18 protein-coding genes and 1 pseudogene are annotated in these 18,849 nt (G+C 61.9%); 13 read left to right on the forward strand and 6 right to left on the reverse strand.

Features of this window, described 5'->3' with window-relative positions:
- Window positions 1-135 precede the first annotated feature (135 nt).
- Window positions 136-720: a histidine phosphatase family protein gene (locus QFZ88_RS22900; RefSeq protein WP_024925428.1), complete on the forward strand. Its 585-nt coding sequence runs from the start codon at window positions 136-138 to the stop codon at window positions 718-720.
- Window positions 721-778: 58 nt separating this feature from the next.
- Here the strand turns inward: QFZ88_RS22900 and QFZ88_RS22905 are convergent, their stop codons facing one another.
- Together QFZ88_RS22905 and QFZ88_RS22910 are read right to left on the reverse strand one after the other, a co-directional pair.
- A complete protein-coding gene (locus QFZ88_RS22905; RefSeq protein WP_024925427.1) occupies window positions 779-1,891 on the reverse strand; it encodes a pyridoxal phosphate-dependent aminotransferase in 1,113 nt (370 codons plus the stop codon).
- 155 nt (window positions 1,892-2,046) lie between these two features.
- Complete coding sequence (locus tag QFZ88_RS22910) at window positions 2,047-3,009, reverse strand: porin (protein ID WP_373426410.1); 963 nt, start codon at window positions 3,007-3,009, stop codon at window positions 2,047-2,049.
- Between the two features lie 6 nt (window positions 3,010-3,015).
- Between QFZ88_RS22910 and QFZ88_RS22915 the strand changes: the two are divergent.
- Both QFZ88_RS22915 and QFZ88_RS22920 read left to right on the forward strand, forming a co-directional pair.
- A pseudogene (locus tag QFZ88_RS22915) lies at window positions 3,016-4,041 on the forward strand (porin); the annotation flags it as partial.
- A gap of 245 nt (window positions 4,042-4,286) precedes the next feature.
- On the forward strand, window positions 4,287-5,339 hold the full coding sequence (locus tag QFZ88_RS22920; RefSeq protein ID WP_024926776.1) for a tyrosine-type recombinase/integrase: 1,053 nt from the start codon (window positions 4,287-4,289) through the stop codon (window positions 5,337-5,339).
- Window positions 5,340-5,447: 108 nt separating this feature from the next.
- Here QFZ88_RS22920 and QFZ88_RS22925 read toward each other — a convergent pair whose 3' ends face one another.
- Both QFZ88_RS22925 and QFZ88_RS22930 read right to left on the reverse strand, forming a co-directional pair.
- Entirely contained in the window at window positions 5,448-6,332 is an 885-nt protein-coding gene (locus QFZ88_RS22925; protein ID WP_024926775.1) for an alpha/beta fold hydrolase, read from the reverse strand.
- 286 nt (window positions 6,333-6,618) lie between these two features.
- Window positions 6,619-8,646, reverse strand: a complete 2,028-nt coding sequence (locus tag QFZ88_RS22930; RefSeq protein ID WP_024926774.1) for a lytic transglycosylase domain-containing protein — start codon at window positions 8,644-8,646, stop codon at window positions 6,619-6,621.
- A gap of 266 nt (window positions 8,647-8,912) precedes the next feature.
- Between QFZ88_RS22930 and dapA the strand changes: the two genes are divergently transcribed.
- Both dapA and smpB read left to right on the forward strand, forming a co-directional pair.
- Complete coding sequence (gene dapA, locus QFZ88_RS22935; RefSeq protein WP_024926773.1) at window positions 8,913-9,794, forward strand: 4-hydroxy-tetrahydrodipicolinate synthase; 882 nt, start codon at window positions 8,913-8,915, stop codon at window positions 9,792-9,794.
- A 115-nt stretch (window positions 9,795-9,909) separates the two neighbouring features.
- Window positions 9,910-10,389 (forward strand): SsrA-binding protein SmpB, encoded by a 480-nt coding sequence (gene smpB, locus QFZ88_RS22940; protein ID WP_024926772.1) that lies wholly within the window; start codon window positions 9,910-9,912, stop codon window positions 10,387-10,389.
- Window positions 10,390-10,455: 66 nt separating this feature from the next.
- Here the strand turns inward: smpB and QFZ88_RS22945 are convergent, their stop codons facing one another.
- Together QFZ88_RS22945 and QFZ88_RS22950 are read right to left on the reverse strand one after the other, a co-directional pair.
- Window positions 10,456-11,124, reverse strand: a complete 669-nt coding sequence (locus QFZ88_RS22945; protein WP_024926771.1) for a uracil-DNA glycosylase — start codon at window positions 11,122-11,124, stop codon at window positions 10,456-10,458.
- Window positions 11,125-11,138: 14 nt separating this feature from the next.
- Complete coding sequence (locus QFZ88_RS22950; RefSeq protein WP_024926770.1) at window positions 11,139-11,729, reverse strand: NYN domain-containing protein; 591 nt, start codon at window positions 11,727-11,729, stop codon at window positions 11,139-11,141.
- A gap of 257 nt (window positions 11,730-11,986) precedes the next feature.
- On the opposite strand from QFZ88_RS22950, the gene rpoZ reads away from it, so the two are divergent.
- The 8 genes from rpoZ (at window position 11,987) to era (ending at window position 18,829) form a co-directional block, all read left to right on the forward strand.
- Window positions 11,987-12,388: a DNA-directed RNA polymerase subunit omega gene (gene rpoZ, locus QFZ88_RS22955; protein ID WP_024926769.1), complete on the forward strand. Its 402-nt coding sequence runs from the start codon at window positions 11,987-11,989 to the stop codon at window positions 12,386-12,388.
- 109 nt (window positions 12,389-12,497) lie between these two features.
- Complete coding sequence (locus QFZ88_RS22960) at window positions 12,498-14,726, forward strand: RelA/SpoT family protein (RefSeq protein ID WP_024926768.1); 2,229 nt, start codon at window positions 12,498-12,500, stop codon at window positions 14,724-14,726.
- Window positions 14,727-14,740: 14 nt separating this feature from the next.
- Entirely contained in the window at window positions 14,741-15,319 is a 579-nt protein-coding gene (gene pyrE / locus QFZ88_RS22965) for an orotate phosphoribosyltransferase (protein WP_024926767.1), read from the forward strand.
- A 32-nt stretch (window positions 15,320-15,351) separates the two neighbouring features.
- Complete coding sequence (locus QFZ88_RS22970; protein WP_024926766.1) at window positions 15,352-15,945, forward strand: DUF2062 domain-containing protein; 594 nt, start codon at window positions 15,352-15,354, stop codon at window positions 15,943-15,945.
- A complete protein-coding gene (gene acpS, locus QFZ88_RS22975; protein WP_024926765.1) occupies window positions 15,942-16,343 on the forward strand; it encodes a holo-ACP synthase in 402 nt (133 codons plus the stop codon). Before QFZ88_RS22970 ends, acpS begins: the two co-directional genes overlap by 4 nt.
- Window positions 16,344-16,433: 90 nt before the next feature.
- On the forward strand, window positions 16,434-17,183 hold the full coding sequence (gene lepB, locus QFZ88_RS22980) for a signal peptidase I (protein ID WP_024926764.1): 750 nt from the start codon (window positions 16,434-16,436) through the stop codon (window positions 17,181-17,183).
- Between the two features lie 3 nt (window positions 17,184-17,186).
- Window positions 17,187-17,915 (forward strand): ribonuclease III, encoded by a 729-nt coding sequence (gene rnc, locus QFZ88_RS22985; RefSeq protein WP_024926763.1) that lies wholly within the window; start codon window positions 17,187-17,189, stop codon window positions 17,913-17,915.
- Window positions 17,912-18,829 (forward strand): GTPase Era, encoded by a 918-nt coding sequence (gene era, locus QFZ88_RS22990; RefSeq protein WP_024926762.1) that lies wholly within the window; start codon window positions 17,912-17,914, stop codon window positions 18,827-18,829. Before rnc ends, era begins: the two co-directional genes overlap by 4 nt.
- Window positions 18,830-18,849: the final 20 nt, after the last annotated feature.

Consider the following 18,849-nt stretch of genomic DNA (forward strand, 5'->3'; position numbering starts at 1 on the left):
TGAAAGCTGATCGCCGGACCCGCAAGCCTTGCGGGCAATTTCCTCCCCAGCCATGTCGAGCCGCGTGGCGCCGCCGCGCGCTGGACTTGTGCTAGCCTGCCGGCAGTTGGGGCCGTGATTCCAGATGCTTGCCTGATGCTCGTACGTCTTACCTTGATCTGCTGCGGCGCCAGCGCGGCCAGCCGGCGCGGCTTTTTCCCGTCCGACGAGCCGCTTGAGCCGAAGGCCGTGACCGCCGCGGCGCGCCTGGCCAGGCTTGTCGATCCGGCGGATAGGTTCCTCACCGCTCCAGCCCGGCGCGCGCGCCAGACGGCGGAAGCATTGGGGCTGGACGCAGTGGAAACGCCGGCGCTGCGCGACCAGCACTATGGCGGCTGGGCCGGCCTCGCCTTCGAGGCGGTCGAGCGGGTGGCCCTGGAAGCGGCGCAGGGCTGGCTGACCGATCCCGACACGTCACCGCCGGAAGGGGAGCCTTTCTCGGCTGTCGCGGCCCGCGTCTCGGATTTGCTCGACAGCCTTGTCGCCCAGCCAGGTCATACGGTCGCTATCACCCACGCCACGGTCGTCCGCGCCGCGATCCTGCATGTGCTGCAGGCGCCGCTTGCCGGCTTCCGCCACATCGATGTCGAGCCGCTCAGCCTCACCGACCTGCGCAGCGACGGCCGCCGCTGGATGTTGCGGTCATGCGGTTTGACGGCGCCGAAGCCCAGGCGCGCCTGAGCATACCGGTTCCGCGCGATAGGCTATTCTATTGAGTAGGCTGCGCTGGGTGTCGCGCCTAGTTGCCTCGGGCCGCCGCAACCGCGCCCGGCAGTTCCTCGGCCAGTATGTCGAGCTCATGATCGAGGCCGACACTGATGCGGATGCAGCGATCCAGCCCCTGCGCCATCGGCTTGCGGATGAAGACGTCGCGCGACAGCAGCGATTGCATGATTTTTGCCGCGAAGGCGCCGTCGCGGCCGCAGTCGACCGTGACGAAATTGGTGGCCGAGGGCAGGGGAGTAAGACCGTTGTCGCGGGCGATTGTCGCGATTCGCTTGCGCCCCGCCTCGACCTTGCCCACCACGGCCCGCAGCCAGTCCTGGTCGGCCAGCGCTGTGACGCCGGCCTCCTGCGCCATGCGGCTGACGCCATAGTGGTTGCGGATCTTCTCGAAGTCGCTGATCACTCCGGCTTCGCCGAAGGCGTAGCCAAGCCGTATGCCGGCCAGCCCGTAAGCCTTGGAGAAAGTGCGCATGCGGATGAGGTTAGGCCGGCTGACGTCGACCGCAGGCAGTGCCGAGGCAGGGCCGAGCTCGCCATAGGCTTCGTCCAGCACCAGCATGGTGGTTGCGGGCAGGGCCTCCATGAAGCGGTTGATGTCCGCCGCCTCCCACCAGCTCCCCATCGGGTTGTCGGGATTGGAGAGATAGACCAGCGGCGCGTTTTCGCGCTTTACCGCCGCCAGCAGCCCGTCGAGGCTCTCGCGATCCTTCTCATAAGGAACGGTGACCAGCCGCCCGCCGGTGCCGGCGACATGGAAGTTGAAGGTCGGGTAGGCGCCGAGCGAGGTTACGACCGCCAAGTCCGGCCCGGCATACATGCGCGTCACCAGGCCGAGCAGCCCGTCAATGCCTTCGCCGACCACGACGTTGTCGGCCGAGATGCCGAGATGCGCCGCCGCGGCGAGCTTCAGGTCGTGATTGTCGGGGTCGCAATACATCCACATCTCGCCGGCGATCGCCTTCATGCGCTCGACGACGCGCGGCGACGGGCCGAAGCTGCTTTCGTTGGCGCCGAGGCGAGCCCGGAACGGTTTGCCGCGGTCGCGCTCCTGCGCCTCCGGGCCGACGAAGGGCACTGTCGCCGGCAGCGCCGCGACGATCGGTGACAGCGGAGGATGTTTTGGCATGGAGAGGCCCCGGATGGTGTTTCGCGTTCTGGCTACAGCGACCGACCGAACCGCGCAAGCACTGGCTGCTGATCGCTGGAACGGCATGACGAAGGAAAAAAGAAAAAACCCGGCGGTTGCCCGCCGGGTTTTCAGAAAGTCCGTAGGGACTGTTCTTAGAAGTCGCGCTGGAAGCGGATGAGGCCGCCGACGCTGTTCTTCTTGTTGGCGTTGGTCCAGCTGCCGGTGTAGTCCGGCTTGCCGAAGTTGCCTTCGTTCAGGTAGTCGACTTCGGCCGTGACGGTGAAGCCCGGAACCAGCTGGTGCGCGATGTTTGCAGCCACGCCGAGGTTCTTGGCGTCGTCATACGAAATCTGAGCGTTGAACGAGGTCTTCTCGTTGAACTTGTAGGTGCCACCGCCCCACACAGCCCAGTTGCCGCCCCACTGCTTGTAGAAGCTGCGGTCGATATTGTCGTCGGTGCCGTAGCCGCCCATGATGAACAGGTCGATCTGGTCGGTCGCCTTCACATCCAAGCGAACCTTGCCAGCCCACTCTTCATAGTTGCTGTTGTAAGCAACGACGCCGGTGATCGCACCCCAGCCAGCGGTGTACTTCACGCCGCCAACCACGTGCGGGACGTAGCTGTCGATGGTGTTGTTGTCGATAACCCAGGTGTCGCCGGGGCGACGGATGCGCGATTCGCCACCCGAACCCTGTTCGAACGACACGATCGCCGAGAGGCCGTTGCCGGCATCGAAGGTGTAGCTGATCAGGTTGGTGTCGAAGTCGCCGTAAGGAACCAGCGTATCGTTGATGACGTTGCCGGCGTAACCGATGAAGGTGTTGAAGGCCGATTCATCCTTACCGACGCGCAGGCCACCGAGCTGGATCCAGGCGAAGTTCAGCGAGAAGCTGCTGGCCGTGCTGTTGGAGCCGTAGTTCTGCGAGTTGCCGAAGTTGAAGCGGGTCTCGGTGTAGGTCTTCAGGGTGCCGAGCTCGGTCTCCTGACCGGTCCAGGTCTTCAGCGCGAAGCGGCCGCGCTTCCACCAGGTGCCCTGGTCCTTGCCGGTGAGGCGGTCGTTGGCGCGAGCGCCATCGAACGAGCCGACGTCGCCGAAGCCAGCGTCATAACGGATGTAACCGCCGACGCTGTCGTCGTTGCCGAGCCGGAACCCGCTGAATACGTCAAGATCTGCGACGTCTACGGCGCTGGCTACTTCTACATCCCGGGCACCGAGACCTGCCTGCGCGTCGGCGGTTACATCCGTTATGACATCGGCGTGGGCGATCGCGAAGGCACCACGAATGTTCGTGACGTGCTGACCGGCAAGCTGCAGGATACCTATTGGAAGCGCGGCCGCTTCGCTCTGAAGACCTGGACCGGCCAGGAAACCGAGCTCGGCACCCTGAAGACCTACACCGAGACCCGCTTCGATTTCTCCAATTCGTCTGGGGATCAGGCCGGTGCCTCCAACTATGCTGCAGCCAACGGTGTTACGCTGAACTTCGCCTGGATCCAGCTCGGTGGCCTGCGCGTCGGTAAGGACGAATCGGCTTTCAACACTTTCTCGGGTTATGCCGGTAACGTCATCGACGATACGATCGTTGGTTATGGCCGTTTCGACACCAACCTGATCAGCTACACCTTCGACGCCGGCAGCGGCTTCTCGGCGATCGTCTCGCTCGAACAGGGTGACAAGGCCTACACCATCGACAGCTACGTGCCGCACATTGTTGGCGGCGTGAAGTACACCGCTGGCTGGGGTGGCATCGTCGGTGTTGTCGCTTACGACAGCAATCTGGAAGAAGTCGCCGCCAAGGTTCGCGTCGACGTCAAGGTCTCCGACCAGATCGATCTCTGGGTGATGGGCGGCTACGGCGGCGAAGACCTGGATAAGGGTATTAACCACACCTATTACAAGCAGTGGGACGGCAACTGGGCTGTCTGGGGTGGCGGTACCTACAAGTTCAACGAGAAGACCTCGTTCAACGTGCAGGCTTCGTACGACCAGGGTAAGACCTTCGGTCTCGCTGCGAACATCGCGCACCAGCTGGTTCCGGGCTTCACCATCACGGCCGAAGTTGATTACTTCAATGTCGGCAACAGCAAGTATCACGCCAAGTCGGACGGCGTTGGCGGTATCCTGCGCTTCCAGCGCGACTTCTAAGAGATGTCGCGTCTCCTATGACATATCGAACCCGGGCGTTCTGCGCCCGGGTTCTTTTGTTTCTGCGTTGGGCTTGGGAACGAAGAAGGATCAAGGGGGTGGAACGGTAGCTGAAGCAAGTTTGCAGGTCGCTTCGAAGGGATTCCGGTCGTTTGCCGGAATGAGGCGATTGCAAGTTGCTCTCTTGAAAGGACGGCTCCTTGTGGTTAAGCCTTTGGGCATCCACAGGGGGGTGTGGCAAAAAGATGTCTCAAGACGCGCTTCAGGAGAGCACGCTCTCCGATCGATTTGCAGTTTTTACGTCTCAGAATATCCGGGTGAAATACAACACCGGCAATATAAGGGAGGTGAAATCCTATCGGATCGGCGAACTATTTTCAGCCTATCGCGACATATTGTGGGACGATGGACGACATAAATACAATGTCAGTTCGTTCATCGGCGAAATAGACGAGATTTTGCTTGGCGAACGCTTTAGTACGTTCGACCAAGGCACTCTCGACAACCTGGTCGGTACCCTGCGCCAACGTGGCAACAGCAACGCAACCATCAATCGTAAGATGGCTGCGCTCAGTAAATTGCTGCGCAAGGCTCAAAAAATGGGGGATATCCACAGTCTGCCAGAGTTCCGTCGCCAGAAGGAGCGGGCGGGACGAATCCGTTTCCTCGAAAAGGACGAGGAGGCGCGGCTGTTCGCGGCCATTCGCAGCCGCAGCGAAGACGCTTACCGGCTCTCGGTCTTCCTGGTCGACACCGGCTGCCGCCTCGGCGAGGCCCTCGGGCTGATCTGGAACGATCTGCAGCCGATGCGCGTCAGCTTCTGGATCACCAAATCCGGCCGCAGCCGCACCATTCCTTTGACGCAGCGCGCGCGCGACACAGTCGCTTTTTCGGGTGAAGGCCGGCGGCCGAAAGGCCCGTTCGTCATGCTCAATCAGCCGCAATTCCGCCAGATCTGGAACGAGGCGAAGCAGGAAGTCGGCCTCGGCGCAGATGACCAGGTGGTGCCGCACATATTGCGTCATACCTGTGCTTCCAGGCTGGTTCAGGGCGGCATCGACATCAGGCGCGTTCAGATGTGGCTCGGCCACCAGACGCTGCAGATGACCATGCGTTACGCCCATCTGGCGACGAACGATCTCGACAGCTGTGTCGTGGTTCTTGAAACGCGGCCCGTCGAAAGCACCAATGCGGCCGCTGTTTCGCCGCTGGAAGCCGCTGCCCCGGCCGTCGTGAAGGCCCGTAAGCCGCGCGCAAAGAAGGCCTCGACCGCTGTCGGAGAGAAAAAGCGCGCCTGATCGTGCTCGGTTCGAAAACGAATTGGGCGCGATCCATTCGAAGAAGACCCTACGATTGATGCCTTGAGGTGTCTTGGCCGATCTCGTGAATGCGACGAGCGGCCGAAGCTATGATTGCCGCTCCGATCGATCGATGAAATTGGCGATCAGTTGCGGCAGATCACCTGTCTCCAAGAAAGGCGCGTGGCCTTGGCCGGGCACCGTCACCGTCTGCAATGTCGGGTGATGGCGCGCCATTTCATTCAGGGTCTCACCAGACAACAGCCTTGAATTGGCGCCGCGGATGGCCAGCATCGGTATCGAGGTCAGCGCGTCGAACTGCGGCCATAGGGTCGGCAAGGGTTTGGACAGATCGACGCCAGCCAGCGTATCCACCAGTTTCGGGTCGAAGTCCGGGGTGAGCTTGCCGTTTTCGGTACGATAGATGGCTGCCACCATGCGTCGCCAGTCGGTATCGCCAAGTGCCGGAAAGTCGGCACCGTGTGCCGATTTTTGCGCCTCAACGGCCTCGTCGAGGCTTTCCGGCCGCGGCGCCCTTTCCAGATAGGACTTGATGTGCGCGAGGCCCGCCATTTCCAGCGCCGGGCCGACATCGTTGAGCACGATGGCTTTCAGCACCGAGGGTTTCATCATGCCAAGCACATGGATGATCAGCCCGCCGCGCGAGGTGCCGATGAAAGCCGCTTCCGAAATCCCCAGCGCGTCGAGCCCGGCCAGAATGTCGCCGGCTTCAATGCCGACATTGTAGTTGGCCACATTGGGGTCGTAGGCGGATTGTCCCCTGCCGCGATAGTCGACGGCGACAACCTTGCGTTTTGTTTCCGCGGAGGTCGACAGACAAAGCGCCAGTTCATGAAAGTCTCGTGCATTGCGGGTTAGGCCCGGCAGGCAGACGACTGGCAGGACCTCGCCATGCTGTTCCCCATAAACCCTGGCGTGCAGCTTCAGCCCGTCCGGGGCGGAATAGAAGAAATCCGAAAAAGCTTCCGCCACGCCGAAGTGCCTCCCGATGCCGTAGTCTTCTTCAAAGGGCTACAGATGAGAGGAGGCGTCGTCAAATCAGGCGTTCGTTCAACGCAATCGAGCCGATTATCGAGGGATATTGCGTGGCGTGAATAAAAAATCCGCAACCTTTCCGCGAAAATCGCGCAGGTCATTGAAACAGGAAGACGATTCCATTTTACAGCTCACAAGCGGTGGCGGTTATTTCCACTTTTGACCTTTTATTTCACCTACAGGTTGTCTATGGCCGCGATCTGAAGACAGGCGTTTCGGGCGATCATTTTCGCCCATCGACCAGATCGCCGACAATGTCGAACTGGCCGGAGATCCGCATCTTGTAGACCTCGTAGTTTTCCATCACGCGCTGGATGTAACTTCTTGTTTCCGAATACGGAATCCGCTCGATCCAGTCGACGATCTCGTCGATCTTCTTGCCGCGCGGGTCGCCGTACCGGGCAACCCATTGGTCGGCGCGGCGCGGTCCGGCATTGTAACCGGCGAAAGTCAGCACATAGGAGCCGTTGTAGCGGTCCAACTGCTGCCCAAGAAACGTCGCCCCCAACGTAGCGTTGTAGCCGGCGTCGGTGGTCAGCTTGGCTTGGCTGAAGGCCATGCCGGCCTTTTTCGCCAGCTGTTCTGCGGTGCCGGGCATCAGCTGAAGCAGGCCGAGTGCACCGGCGCGAGAAACCGCGCTGACATTGAATTCGCTTTCCTGGCGGGCAATGGCATAGGCCAGCGCCTTGCCCGACCCGGAAATATTGGCGCTGTCAGGAATGACGCCGATCGGGTGCGACAATGCACCTACATTGATGCCATTGGCGGCGGCGATCTTGCCGATCCGAAGCGCCAGGAAATGATTGCCTTGTTTCTCGGCCATCGAGGCCAGCAATGCCAATTCGCCAGGACTGGTCAGTTGGCCGGCGAGATCGAGATAGAGTGTGTCGGCAAAGCGCTGATAGCCCGCTTCCTGCAGCCGCGTGATGGCCGCCACCGCCTCACGCGCCGCGAAGGTCGAGCGGTCGCTGTCGCTGGACTGCGGGTCGGCAATGTTCAGCGTACGGTTGCCGACGCGCTCTCCGGCGAGCTGGCCATAGAAGGTGGTGCCAAAGAGCGATGCCTTGGTGAAATAGGCCTTGGCATCGCCCGGTCCGCCAGCTTCAGCGGCGCGGCCGAGCCAATAATAAGCGCGCGACAGTGAAAGGGCGCCCTGTGCCAGAGTGGGGATGCGCGAAAAATGCTCCGCCGCCTTGGCCGGGTCGTTCAGCCCACGCAGCGCATACCAGCCTGCGTGGAATTCAGCGTCCGCTGCATTGATCGGGCTTTCAGCGGCATGCGCGGCGGCAATCTTGTATGCCGTCTTCATGTCGCCCTGGTCGACCAGTTCGCGCGACAGCACGCGCCGCTCGATCCACCACGCGTCGGGATCGACCAGCGCGGCACGGTCGGTCGGCGCCTTCAGCATAACCGCTGCCGCTTCAGCAAACTTCTTGCGCTTGCGCAGATATTCCGCCTGGGCAAACAGGTAGCCGGCACCGCGCTGGTCGGCCGGCACGGCTGCCAAAAGCTTCGGTGTCTTCTTGTCGCCTTGCGAGGCGGCCGCCCAGGCGTCGGCCAAAGGCTGCGCGCCGGCGAGTGTCGCGACGCGCTGCGCGGAATCGACGCGATCGGCATAGAACATGCGCTCCATGCGGTAGCGGTGATCCGCCACCGGGATGATCGGACCGAACTCATTGATGATGGCCGTCTCGTATCTGGCCTCCAGCTTTTCCGTGCGCCAGAAAGGTGACAGGACGGACTGTGCCGCCTTCGCGTCGCCTTTCGCCACATAGGCCCTGGCCAGCGCGATCGTTCCTTCCGCCGTCTGCGGCCGGCTGCCGTCGAAGGCCTTGATGACGATATCGGGCGTCGGGTTTTCCCGGGCGAGGGCGCGTTCGCTGTTGCGCCGCAGCGTCGTCATTCCAGGCCAGCCAGGCAGCAGTTGCGCGGCCGCCGTGATCTCATCGGATGGCACCTTGTCGCCGCCATAAAGCGCGATCGCCCAAGCCAGGATATGATGGTCGAGCGAGGAGACCGGCAGATTGTCGCGCGCCGCGCGCGCCGCGGCGAAGTTCCTGGCGGTGAGGGCGTCCAGCCCGCTTTTCAGTTGGGTGAGATCGAAGACGGGCAGGCTCGCCTTGTCGGGAGCCGGGAACATGGGCAGTGCTTCGGTCGGTCGCGTGTCGGCGCTGCTGCCGATCGCGATGGCAGGCGCCAGCGCGACCAGCGCCCCAAACAATGCATAACGATAGAACCGTCTGGCGGTCATGATTCCGGTCTGTTCAAAGTGGTTGCGCGCTACAGATAGGCATCGATTGCAAAGAGCCTAGTGAGCCGCGATGAAGAGATGGTGAACGAAAGGTTAGCGCCTCTGTTTCGTTTGCCGTCTTCTGCACCGGCTCTACTTGCTCCAGAACAGTGTCGAGACTATGGTGCGCGGCCCTTCGATGGGCTGGGGCCAACTGCCGTTTGGCACCACAAGAGAAACATTGAAACCGAAGCTTGGAACCCTCTGGGTCCGTGGAGTTTGAAGACATGCTGAGAGGCTCGCTTACTGCGCTCGTGACACCGTTCGAAAAGAGCGGGCGTTTCGACGAGAAAGCCTTTCGCGCGCTTGTCGCCTGGCAGATCGAGGAAGGCACAAAGGGACTGGTTCCGGTCGGTACGACTGGCGAGTCGCCCACGCTTTCGCATGAAGAACATCGCCACGTGGTGAAGGTCTGCATCGAAGTTGCGAAGGGGCGGGTGCCGGTGGTTGCCGGAGCGGGCTCCAACAACACCGAGGAAGCGGTCGGCCTGGTGCGGTTTGCCGAGGAAGCCGGTGCGGACGCGGCGCTGGTGGTGACGCCTTATTACAACAGGCCGACCCAGCGCGGGCTCTATCAGCACTTCGCCACGGTGGCCAAGGCGACCAAGTTGCCGATCATCATCTACAACATCCCGCCGCGTTCGGTGATCGACCTGATGCCCGAGACGATGGGGCAGCTGGCCAGCGAATTCAAGAACATCGTCGGCGTCAAGGATGCGACCGGCAAGATCGAGCGCGTGTCCGAGCAGCGCGCGACATGTGGCAAGGAATTCATCCAGCTTTCGGGCGAAGATGCTTCCGCGCTGGGCTTCAACGCGCATGGCGGTGTCGGCTGCATTTCAGTCACCTCCAATGTCGCGCCACGGCTCTGCTCCGAGTTTCAGGAAGCAACGCTCGCCAACGACAAGGAACGTTCGCTGGAACTGCAGGACAAGCTTTTGCCGCTCCACAAGGCGCTGTTCGTCGAGCCGGGCGTGTCTGGCGCCAAATACGCATTGTCGCGTCTCGGCAAGGTGGAAAATGTCCTGCGCTCGCCGCTGATGACGGTCGAAGCGAGCACGGCCGCCAAGATCGATGCGGCCATGCGCGTTGCGGGGTTGATCAACTAAGCTGTTACGGCTCTTGCGGGGCTAGCTTCGCATGACCATTTGATGGCTTCTTTTCAGATGCGTTTCCAACACTCCGTTTGCGGGGACGCATCGCCAATCATTTGAAATTGATGCCATGAACCAGGTCAGAAAAGCCGATCCCAACAACAAGGTCGCCGCGGAAAACCGCAAGGCGCGCTTCTCCTATGAGGTTCTCGACACAATCGAGGCCGGCTTGGTGCTGACCGGCACCGAGGTCAAGTCGTTGCGCCAGGGGCAGGCGAATATCCAGGATTCCTACGCTTCGGTCGAAGACGGCGGCATCTGGTTGATCAACTCCTATCTGCCGGAATATCTGCAGGCCAACCGTTTCAACCATGAGCCGCGCCGGCGCCGAAAGCTGCTGTTGAACAAGCGCGAGATGGCGAGGCTCTCGCAAAGCATCGAGCGCGAGGGCATGACGCTGGTGCCCCTGAAGATTTACTTCAACGACCGCGGTCGGGCGAAACTGCTGCTCGCGGTGGGGCGCGGCAAGAAGTTGCACGACAAGCGCGAGACCGAAAAGCAGCGCGACTGGGCTCGCGAAAAAGGCAGGCTGCTGAAGGAACGGGGCTGAGGCTCAACGTTACCATGCGAACGGTGGGGTGGCCGGCTTGCCGCTACCCTCCGTACCGAGCTTGCATCAGGCCGGACCGAGCTTATCCCTGATGTTGGCAAAGACCTTCACGAACATCTCCTGCGTCAACACGCCGGTATTCGTGTTGTAGCGCGAGCAGTGGTAGCTGGAGAACAAAGCAACGTTCCCGGCCTGATAGTGCGCGCCATGCTTGAAAGGGAAGGCCGCTACACGCAGGCCGAGCGCGCGCACGGTGGACTGATGCGCGATGGCGCCGAGCGTCAATATGGCCTTCAGCTTCGGAAAACGGCCTATGGTCGGAACGAGGAACGACCGGCAGGTGGCGATTTCCGGTCCGGTCGGCTTGTTCTCCGGCGGCACGCAGCGCACCGCATTGACGATCGCCGTGTCGACAAGTTCCAGGCTATCGTCCGGGCGCGCCTCGAATTTGCCGCGCGCGAAACCATGCGAAATCAGGGTCGAGTAAAGTAGGTCGCCGGCGAAGTCGCCGGTGAACGGGCGTCCGGTGCGATTGGCGCCGCGCAGGCCGGGCGCAAGGCCGACAATGAGCAGGCGCACATTGTCTTCGCTTGGCCTTGCCGCGGCGTCACGCGGCAGGAACGCCGGAACGGGACCGTTGAACCAGGCCGGCTCACGCTCGCGCCAGCCAGCGATGAAATCATGCAGGCGAGGGCAGAGCGGGCAATCGTGGGAGGGTTCGGTCGAGGCGGGCATGCCGCCTGCTACCATCAATATTCGTCTTCGTCATCATCATGCGCGACAGCCGGCTCGGCGCGGCGGACAGGCCGTTCGTTCGGATCGCGACCGACCTCGTTCTTCAAGGTCGCAAGGTCGATGAAGTGGTCGGCCTGACGGCGTAAATCGTCGGAAATCATCGGCGGTTGCGAAGACATGGTCGAGACGATGGAAACTTTGCGGCCGCGCCGCTGCAATGCTTCCACCAGCGTGCGGAAATCGCCGTCGCCGGAGAAGATGACATAGTGGTCGACGACGTCGGTGAGCTCCAGCGCGTCGACCGTCAGTTCTATGTCCATATTGCCTTTGATCTTGCGGCGCCCTGCGGCGTCGGTGAATTCCTTGGCGGGTTTGGTCACCACCTTGAAGCCGTTGTAGTCGAGCCAGTCGATCAATGGGCGGATCGAGGAATATTCCTGATCCTCGACAAGCGCGGTGTAATAATAGGCGCGCAGCAGATAGCCCCGCTTCTGGAAGCTGGCCAGCAGCTTTCTGTAGTCGATATCGAAACCGAGTGCGCGCGAGGTCGCGTAAAGATTGGCGCCGTCGATGAAAAGGGCGATTTTTTCGCGTGGATCGAACACGGCAATATCCTTCTTGAAAATAAGAGGCGCGATAAGTACGTAGGGCAAGGTTTCATAGAAAATACCCAGGCCCTTATTCTTGATGGAATAACGCCGGCATCATGGCATTCCAAGAGCAAGAGGGGCTGCGCAAGAAATTGTGATCAATCGCGAGCCGGCAAAGGCAGCCGAGGCGCGTCGTGCTTGTAATCCGGCCTGGTTCGGGCTATGGAGCCCGCCAGATTTCCAATAGATCAAGAGCATGAAAGGGGCATCGAATGGCCCGCGTAACCGTTGAAGATTGCATCGACAAGGTCGACAACCGCTTCGAGCTGGTGCTGTTGGCCGGCCATCGCGCCCGCCAGATCAGCCAGGGCGCACAGATCACCGTGCCGCGCGACAACGACAAGAACCCGGTCGTGGCGCTGCGCGAGATCGCCGACGAGACGCTTTCGCCCGGCGATCTCAAGGAAGATCTGATCCACTCGCTGCAGAAGCATGTCGAGGTCGACGAGCCGGAAGCGCCCGAAAGCGAAGCGATCACCGATCAGACCGGCACTGCCGTCGCGGCCGATGCCGACGAGCCGGAAGAGAACATCACTTTCGACCGTATGACGGAAGAAGACCTGCTGGCCGGCATCGAAGGCCTGGTCGCGCCGGAAAAGAACGACGATTATTGATAGCCGACGGGGCTTCGGCCCTTTCGCGCCATAGTTTTCGTGGCTATTTGTGACATGCGCCGCCGTCGCTGCGGCGCATGATTCATTTGAGCTTTGCGAGAATCCGCCCATGATGCGTCAATATGAGCTTGTCGAGCGCGTGCAGCGCTACAAGCCCGACGTCAACGAGGCGCTGCTCAACAAGGCCTATGTTTATGCCATGCAGAAGCATGGCCACCAGAAGCGTGCTTCCGGCGATCCCTATTTTTCGCACCCGCTCGAAGTTGCTGCCATCCTCACCGACATGCATCTCGACGAGGCGACCATCGCGGTCGCCCTGCTGCACGACACGATCGAGGATACCACCGCGACCCGCGCCGAGATCGACGAACTGTTCGGTCCGGACATGGGCAAGCTGGTGGAAGGGCTGACCAAGCTCAAGAAGCTGGACCTTGTTTCCAAGAAGGCCGAGCAGGCCGAGAATTTGCGCAAGTTGTTGCTGGCGATTTCGGAGGACGTTCGCGTTCTCCTGGTCAAGCTCGCCGACCGGCTCCACAACATGCGTACCCTCGACCATATGCGCGAGGACAAGCGCGTGCGCATCGCCGAGGAGACGATGGAAATCTATGCGCCGCTGGCCGGGCGCATGGGCATGCAGGGCATGCGCGAGGAGCTGGAGGAGATCGCCTTCCGCTTCATCAATCCCGAAGCCTACCGCACGGTGACCGCCAGGCTGGCGGAGATATCGGAGCGCAACAAGGGTGTGCTCGCCGAGATCGAGAACGCGCTTTCGGCCCTGTTCGAGAAACACAACATCAAGGCTGGCGTCAAAAGCCGGCAGAAGAAGCCCTGGTCGGTGTTCCGCAAGATGGAAGCCAAGGCGCTGTCCTTCGAACAACTGTCCGACATTTTTGGTTTCCGCGTGGTCGTCGACACGATCGAGGACTGTTACCGCGCTCTGGGCTTGATCCACACCAGCTGGTCGATGGTTCCCGGCCGGTTCAAGGATTACATCTCGACCCCCAAGCAGAACGACTATCGTTCGATCCACACCACCATCGTCGGTCCGTCGCGCCAGCGTGTCGAGCTGCAGATCCGTACGCGCGAGATGAACAAGATTGCCGAATATGGCGTGGCCGCGCATTCGATCTACAAGGATGCCAAGGGCAAGACCAACGGCGCCACCCACACGATCTCCAAGGAAACCAACGCTTATGCCTGGCTGCGCCGCACCATCGAGCAGCTGGCCGAGGGCGACAATCCCGAGGATTTCCTGGAAAACACCAAGCTGGAGCTGTTCCAGGACCAGGTCTTCTGCTTCACCCCCAAGGGCATGCTGATCGCGTTGCCGCGTGGCGCGACGCCGATCGATTTTGCCTATGCCGTCCACACCGACGTCGGCGACAGCTGCGTGGGCGCCAAGGTCAACGGCCGCGTGATGCCGCTGATGACGGAACTGAAGAACGGCGACGAGGTCGAGATCATCCGTTCCAAGGCGCAGGTGCCACCCGCCGCCTGGGAATCGATCGTGGTCACCGGCAAGGCGCGCGCCGCCATCCGCCGGGCTACCAAGAACGCCATCCGCAAGCAGTATTCCGGCCTCGGTATGCGCATTCTGGAGCGCGCCTTCGAACGCGGCGGCAAGACCTTTTCGAAGGAGAGCTTGAAGCCGGTGCTGCACCGCCTGGCGCGCAAGGACATCGAGGATGTGCTGGCCGCCGTCGGCCGCGGCGAACTCGCTTCGGCGGATGTGCTGAAGGCGGTGTTCCCTGATTACAAGGACGAGCGCGTCACTGTTGCCCAGCCCAAGCACCGCGAAGAGGGTTGGTCGCGCATACGCAACGCCGCCGGCATGCTCTTCCAGATGCCGGGCCGTGCCGCGCGGCGCGACAAGAGCCAGCCCAGGGATGCCGCCGTGCCGATCCGCGGCGTGCGTGGTGATCTGCCCGTGCGTTTCGCGCCGGAGGGTGCTGTGCCGGGCGATCGTATCGTCGGCATCATCCAGCCGGGGTCCGGCATCACCATCTATCCGATCCAGTCGCCGTCGCTGACGGCGTTCGACGATCAGCCGGAACGTTGGATAGACGTGCGCTGGGACATCGACGAGAACAATCGCGAGCGGTTTCCCGCACGTATTTCGGTGACTGCCATCAATGCGCCGGGATCGCTTGCTGATATAGCGCAAGTCGTGGCCGCTAACGATGCCAACATCCACACATTGTCGATGGTGCGCACCGCGCCCGATTTCACCGAAATGTTGATCGACATCGAGGTCTGGGACCTGAAGCATTTGAACCGGCTGCTGTCGCAGCTCAAGGAAAACTCCAGCGTCAGCGATGCGCGGCGCGTCAATGGATGATCGGAACCGCAGGCATGAACACGGCTGAAGTGCTGGATATCTTTCGCTCGGCGGGCGCGGTGCTCGAAGGGCATTTCATCCTCACCTCGGGATTGCGCAGCCCGGTCTTCCTGCAGAAGGCGCGTGTTTTCATGCATGCCGACAAGACGGAACGGCTGTGCAAGGCACTGGCTGGCAAGATCCGGGCAGAGGTCGAAGGGCCGATCGACTATGTCGTCGGTCCGGCGGTCGGCGGGCTGATCCCCGCCTATGAGACCTCGCGCCATCTCGGCGTACCGGCCATCTGGGTGGAGCGCGAGCAGGGTGTGTTCCGGCTGCGCCGCTTCGAAATCGAGAAAGGCGCCCGCGTCGTCATCGTCGAGGACATCGTCACCACCGGCCTGTCGATCCGCGAGACCATCGATTGCCTGCGCGACCTTGGCGCGGAGGTGCTGGCGGCTGCCTGCATCATCGACCGTTCAGCCGGAAAGACCGAGGTGGGGGTGCCCCTGATTGCCCTCGCGCAGTATGAGGTTCCGGCGTATCCTGCGGACAAGTTGCCGCCGGAACTTGCCGCACTGCCGGCGGTTAAACCCGGCAGCCGGGCGCTGTAACGATCGCGGCACTATAGAGTTTGGCCTGACATATGCTGTTCAAGCGAAGGGAAGCCGAGAGTTTAAGCGAGCGGTTGCGCATTTGGCTGTGGCCGCGCCGCTCCCTTTCGCGTTCGCTGCGTTATTTCGCCAAGCGCATCGTCCGGTTGAAGGCGACACCGCATGCCGTTGCTGCTGGCGTCGCCGCCGGCGTGTTCGCGTCTTTCTTTCCGCTCGGCCTGCATTTTGTCATCGCCGCGGTGGTGTGCTGGGTGGTTGCCGGCAACCTCGTCGCCGCGGCGATCGGAACGGCCGTGGGCAATCCGCTGACGGTACCGTTCCTGTGGGGCGCCTCCTGGGAAACCGGCAGGCTGCTGTTGAACGAGCATGTTCCTCACAGCGGTCCGCCGGCGCATCTCGGTGCCATGTTGCGTCACCTGAGCTTCGCGCAGCTTTGGGAACCAGTGCTGAAGCCGATGACCATTGGCGCCATTCCACTGGGTCTTACGGCCGGTCTGATCACCTATGGCCTGACCCGTTGGGGCATGACCAAATTCCAGGATCGGCAGCGCCGGCGTCTGGCCGAGCGCGCCGCGCGCGGCCATCCCGCGTCGGATGTGGGCCATCTGGGTTCTGCCACGCGATGATCATCGGCATCGGTAGCGATTTGATCGACATCCGCCGCATCGAGAAGTCGCTCGAGCGCCACGGCGAGCGTTTCGTCAAGCGTGTCTATACCGATGTGGAGCAGGCGCGGTCGGAGGGACGCAGGATGCGGGCCGCCTCCTATGCTAAGCGCTTCGCGGCAAAGGAGGCTTGCGCCAAGGCACTCGGCACCGGCATCGCGCAAGGTGTCTATTGGCGCGACATGGGCGTTGCCAACCTGCCAAGCGGCAAGCCGACCATGGTTTTGACCGGCGGTGCCGCCGAGCAACTGGAAAAGCTCGTTCCGGCAGGACACCGGGCCGCAATCCACCTGACCATCACCGACGACTACCCACTCGCTCAAGCCTTTGTGATTATCGAGGCGCTGCCTGTCGCATAAGCGCCACAGTGATAGGCGTTGGAAGGACTTATGGGCGTTGCCGGACAGGCAACGACCCCGTATATGAACCGGCGAGGCATCGAGGACGAGATGAGCGTGGCAGATAAATCCGACAAGAAAAGCGGCGGGCTTGGCGAGACCGTCAGTGTCATTGTGCAGGCCTTGCTTCTGGCGTTGGTTATCCGCACGCTGTTCTTCCAGCCATTTTCCATCCCGTCCGGTTCGATGCGTCCGACGCTTCTGGAAGGCGACTATCTCTTCGTCACCAAGTGGGCCTACGGCTATTCGCGCTACTCGCTGCCCTTCGGTCCGGACCTTTTCTCGGGTCGCATCTGGGGCTCCGAGCCGAAGCGCGGCGACGTCGTCGTCTTCAAGTTCCCGCCGGATCCGTCCGTCGACTACATCAAGCGCGTCGTCGGCCTGCCAGGCGACAAGATCCAGATGAAGGGCGGCCAGCTGTTCATCAACGATGTCGGCGTGCCGCGCGTGAAGGTCGGCCAGATCGACAATCCCGACATCACCGAGCAGAATCGCCCGGTCGACGTCTATCGCGAGACGCTGCCCAACGGCGTCTCCTACGATACGCTCGATTTGACGCCGAATGGCATCGGCGACGACACGCGCGAGTTCAAGGTGCCGGAAGGGCACTATTTCATGATGGGCGACAACCGCGACAATTCCAGCGATAGCCGCTTCTCCGTCGGCTATGTGCCTGCCGACAATCTGGTGGGCCGCGCAAACATCATCTTCTTCTCGATTTCCGGTGGTGCAAGCCCGCTCGAGATTTGGAAGTGGCCGTCCGAGATGCGTGCCTCGCGCCTCTTCAATTTTGTCCACTAGCCTATGACGGCACCGAAGCGTTTGACAGCCGACGCGCTTGCCGCCGTCCTGGAAAGCCGAACCGGTCACGCCTTCAGCGACCCGCAGCGACTGCAGCGGGCGCTGACCCATGCCAGCGCGCGTGGAAGCCAGGCCGGTGTCGACTATGAGCGCTTCGAGTTCCTCGGCGACAGGGTGCTCGGCCTTGTTATTGCCGACATGCTTCTCGCAGATTTCCCAAACGCGCCGGAAGGCGAGCTGTCGGTCAGGCTGAACGCTCTGGTCAATGCCGAAACCCTGGCGCAGATCGCCGACGAAATCGGGCTCGCGGAGTTGATCCGCGCCGGCAGCGAAGTTCGCAATCTGGCCGAGCGCAAGCGGGTCAACCTGCGCGCCGACGCGTTGGAATCGCTGATCGCGGTCATCTATCTCGACGGTGGCATCGATGTTGCCCGGCGGTTCATTCACACCTATTGGAAGCCGCGTGCCGGCGCCGTCGGCGCGGCACGTCGCGACCCCAAGACAGAGTTGCAGGAATGGGCGCACCAGGCGACAGGCGCCACGCCTGACTATAGTATCGAAGGGCGCGAGGGGCCGGACCACGATCCGGTGTTTACCGTTCGGGTCAAGGTTGGCGAAAGGGCGCCCGCAACCGGCAGCGGTCGTTCGAAGCGTGAGGCGGAACAGGCTGCCGCCACGGCCCTTCTGGTGCGAGAGGGCGTCTGGGTTCCGGAAGAAGGGGATATGCCGTGACGTCGATCGGTGAGAGTGAGCAGGCCACGCATTCGGGCTTCGTCGCCCTGATCGGCGCCCCGAACGCCGGCAAGTCGACGCTGATCAACCAGCTTGTCGGCTCGAAAGTGTCGATCGTCACCCACAAGGTGCAGACGACGCGTGCCCTGGTGCGTGGCATCGCCACCCATGGCGCCGCTCAGATCGTGTTGCTCGACACGCCCGGTATCTTCAAGCCGAGGCGACGCCTCGACACCGCGATGGTGACGACCGCCTGGGGCGGCGCCAAGGATGCTGATATCGTCCTGGTGCTGATCGATGCCGAGCGCGGCATCAAGGGCGACGCCGACGCCATCCTCGACAGGTTGGCGGACGTGCGCCAGCCAAAGGTTCTGGTGCTGAACAAGGTCGACCGCGTGAAACCGGAAGCGCTGCTGACGCTGACGAAAACTGCCAACGAACGCGTCGCGTTCGACAGGACATTCATGGTTTCCGCCTTGACCGGCTCCGGCTGCAAGGACCTGCTCGACTATCTGGCTGCGACATTGCCGTCCGGTCCCTGGTATTATCCGGAGGATCAGATTTCCGACCTGCCGATGCGCCAGCTGGCAGCCGAGATCACCCGCGAGAAACTCTATCTGCGCCTGCATCAGGAATTGCCCTACTCCTCCCATGTCGAGACCGAGAAATGGGAAGAGAAGAAGGACGGTTCGGTTCGCATCGAACAGGTCATCTATGTCGAGCGCGACAGCCAGAAGAAGATCGTTCTCGGCCACAAGGGCGAAACCATCCGCGCCATTGGCGAAGCCGCGCGCAGGGAGATCGGCGAGATCCTCGAACAGAAGACGCATTTGTTCCTGTTCGTGAAAGTGCGCGAGAACTGGGGCGACGATCCCGAGCGCTACCGCGAGATGGGGCTGGATTTCCCGCACTGACCGGGCGCCAGCGCCAGTCG

It is taken from the genome of Mesorhizobium sp. YL-MeA3-2017, assembly GCF_030814575.1.
Taxonomy (GTDB): Bacteria; Pseudomonadota; Alphaproteobacteria; order Rhizobiales; family Rhizobiaceae; genus Mesorhizobium; species Mesorhizobium terrae.

Bases quoted from the DNA above. Each gene is read 5' to 3' on its own strand.
- acpS (WP_024926765.1), top strand. From the start codon at position 15,942: ATGATCATCGGCATCGGTAGCGATTTGATCGACATCCGCCGCATCGAG.
- QFZ88_RS22970 (WP_024926766.1), top strand. From the start codon at position 15,352: ATGCTGTTCAAGCGAAGGGAAGCCGAGAGTTTAAGCGAGCGGTTGCGC.
- dapA (WP_024926773.1), top strand. From the start codon at position 8,913: ATGCTGAGAGGCTCGCTTACTGCGCTCGTGACACCGTTCGAAAAGAGC.
- QFZ88_RS22960 (WP_024926768.1), top strand. From the start codon at position 12,498: ATGATGCGTCAATATGAGCTTGTCGAGCGCGTGCAGCGCTACAAGCCC.
- QFZ88_RS22920 (WP_024926776.1), top strand. From the start codon at position 4,287: ATGTCTCAAGACGCGCTTCAGGAGAGCACGCTCTCCGATCGATTTGCA.
- QFZ88_RS22905 (WP_024925427.1), bottom strand. From the start codon at position 1,891: ATGCCAAAACATCCTCCGCTGTCACCGATCGTCGCGGCGCTGCCGGCG.
- QFZ88_RS22945 (WP_024926771.1), bottom strand. From the start codon at position 11,124: ATGCCCGCCTCGACCGAACCCTCCCACGATTGCCCGCTCTGCCCTCGC.
- rpoZ (WP_024926769.1), top strand. From the start codon at position 11,987: ATGGCCCGCGTAACCGTTGAAGATTGCATCGACAAGGTCGACAACCGC.
- QFZ88_RS22930 (WP_024926774.1), bottom strand. From the start codon at position 8,646: ATGACCGCCAGACGGTTCTATCGTTATGCATTGTTTGGGGCGCTGGTC.
- rnc (WP_024926763.1), top strand. From the start codon at position 17,187: ATGACGGCACCGAAGCGTTTGACAGCCGACGCGCTTGCCGCCGTCCTG.
- pyrE (WP_024926767.1), top strand. From the start codon at position 14,741: ATGAACACGGCTGAAGTGCTGGATATCTTTCGCTCGGCGGGCGCGGTG.
- QFZ88_RS22900 (WP_024925428.1), top strand. From the start codon at position 136: ATGCTCGTACGTCTTACCTTGATCTGCTGCGGCGCCAGCGCGGCCAGC.
- smpB (WP_024926772.1), top strand. From the start codon at position 9,910: ATGAACCAGGTCAGAAAAGCCGATCCCAACAACAAGGTCGCCGCGGAA.
- lepB (WP_024926764.1), top strand. From the start codon at position 16,434: ATGAGCGTGGCAGATAAATCCGACAAGAAAAGCGGCGGGCTTGGCGAG.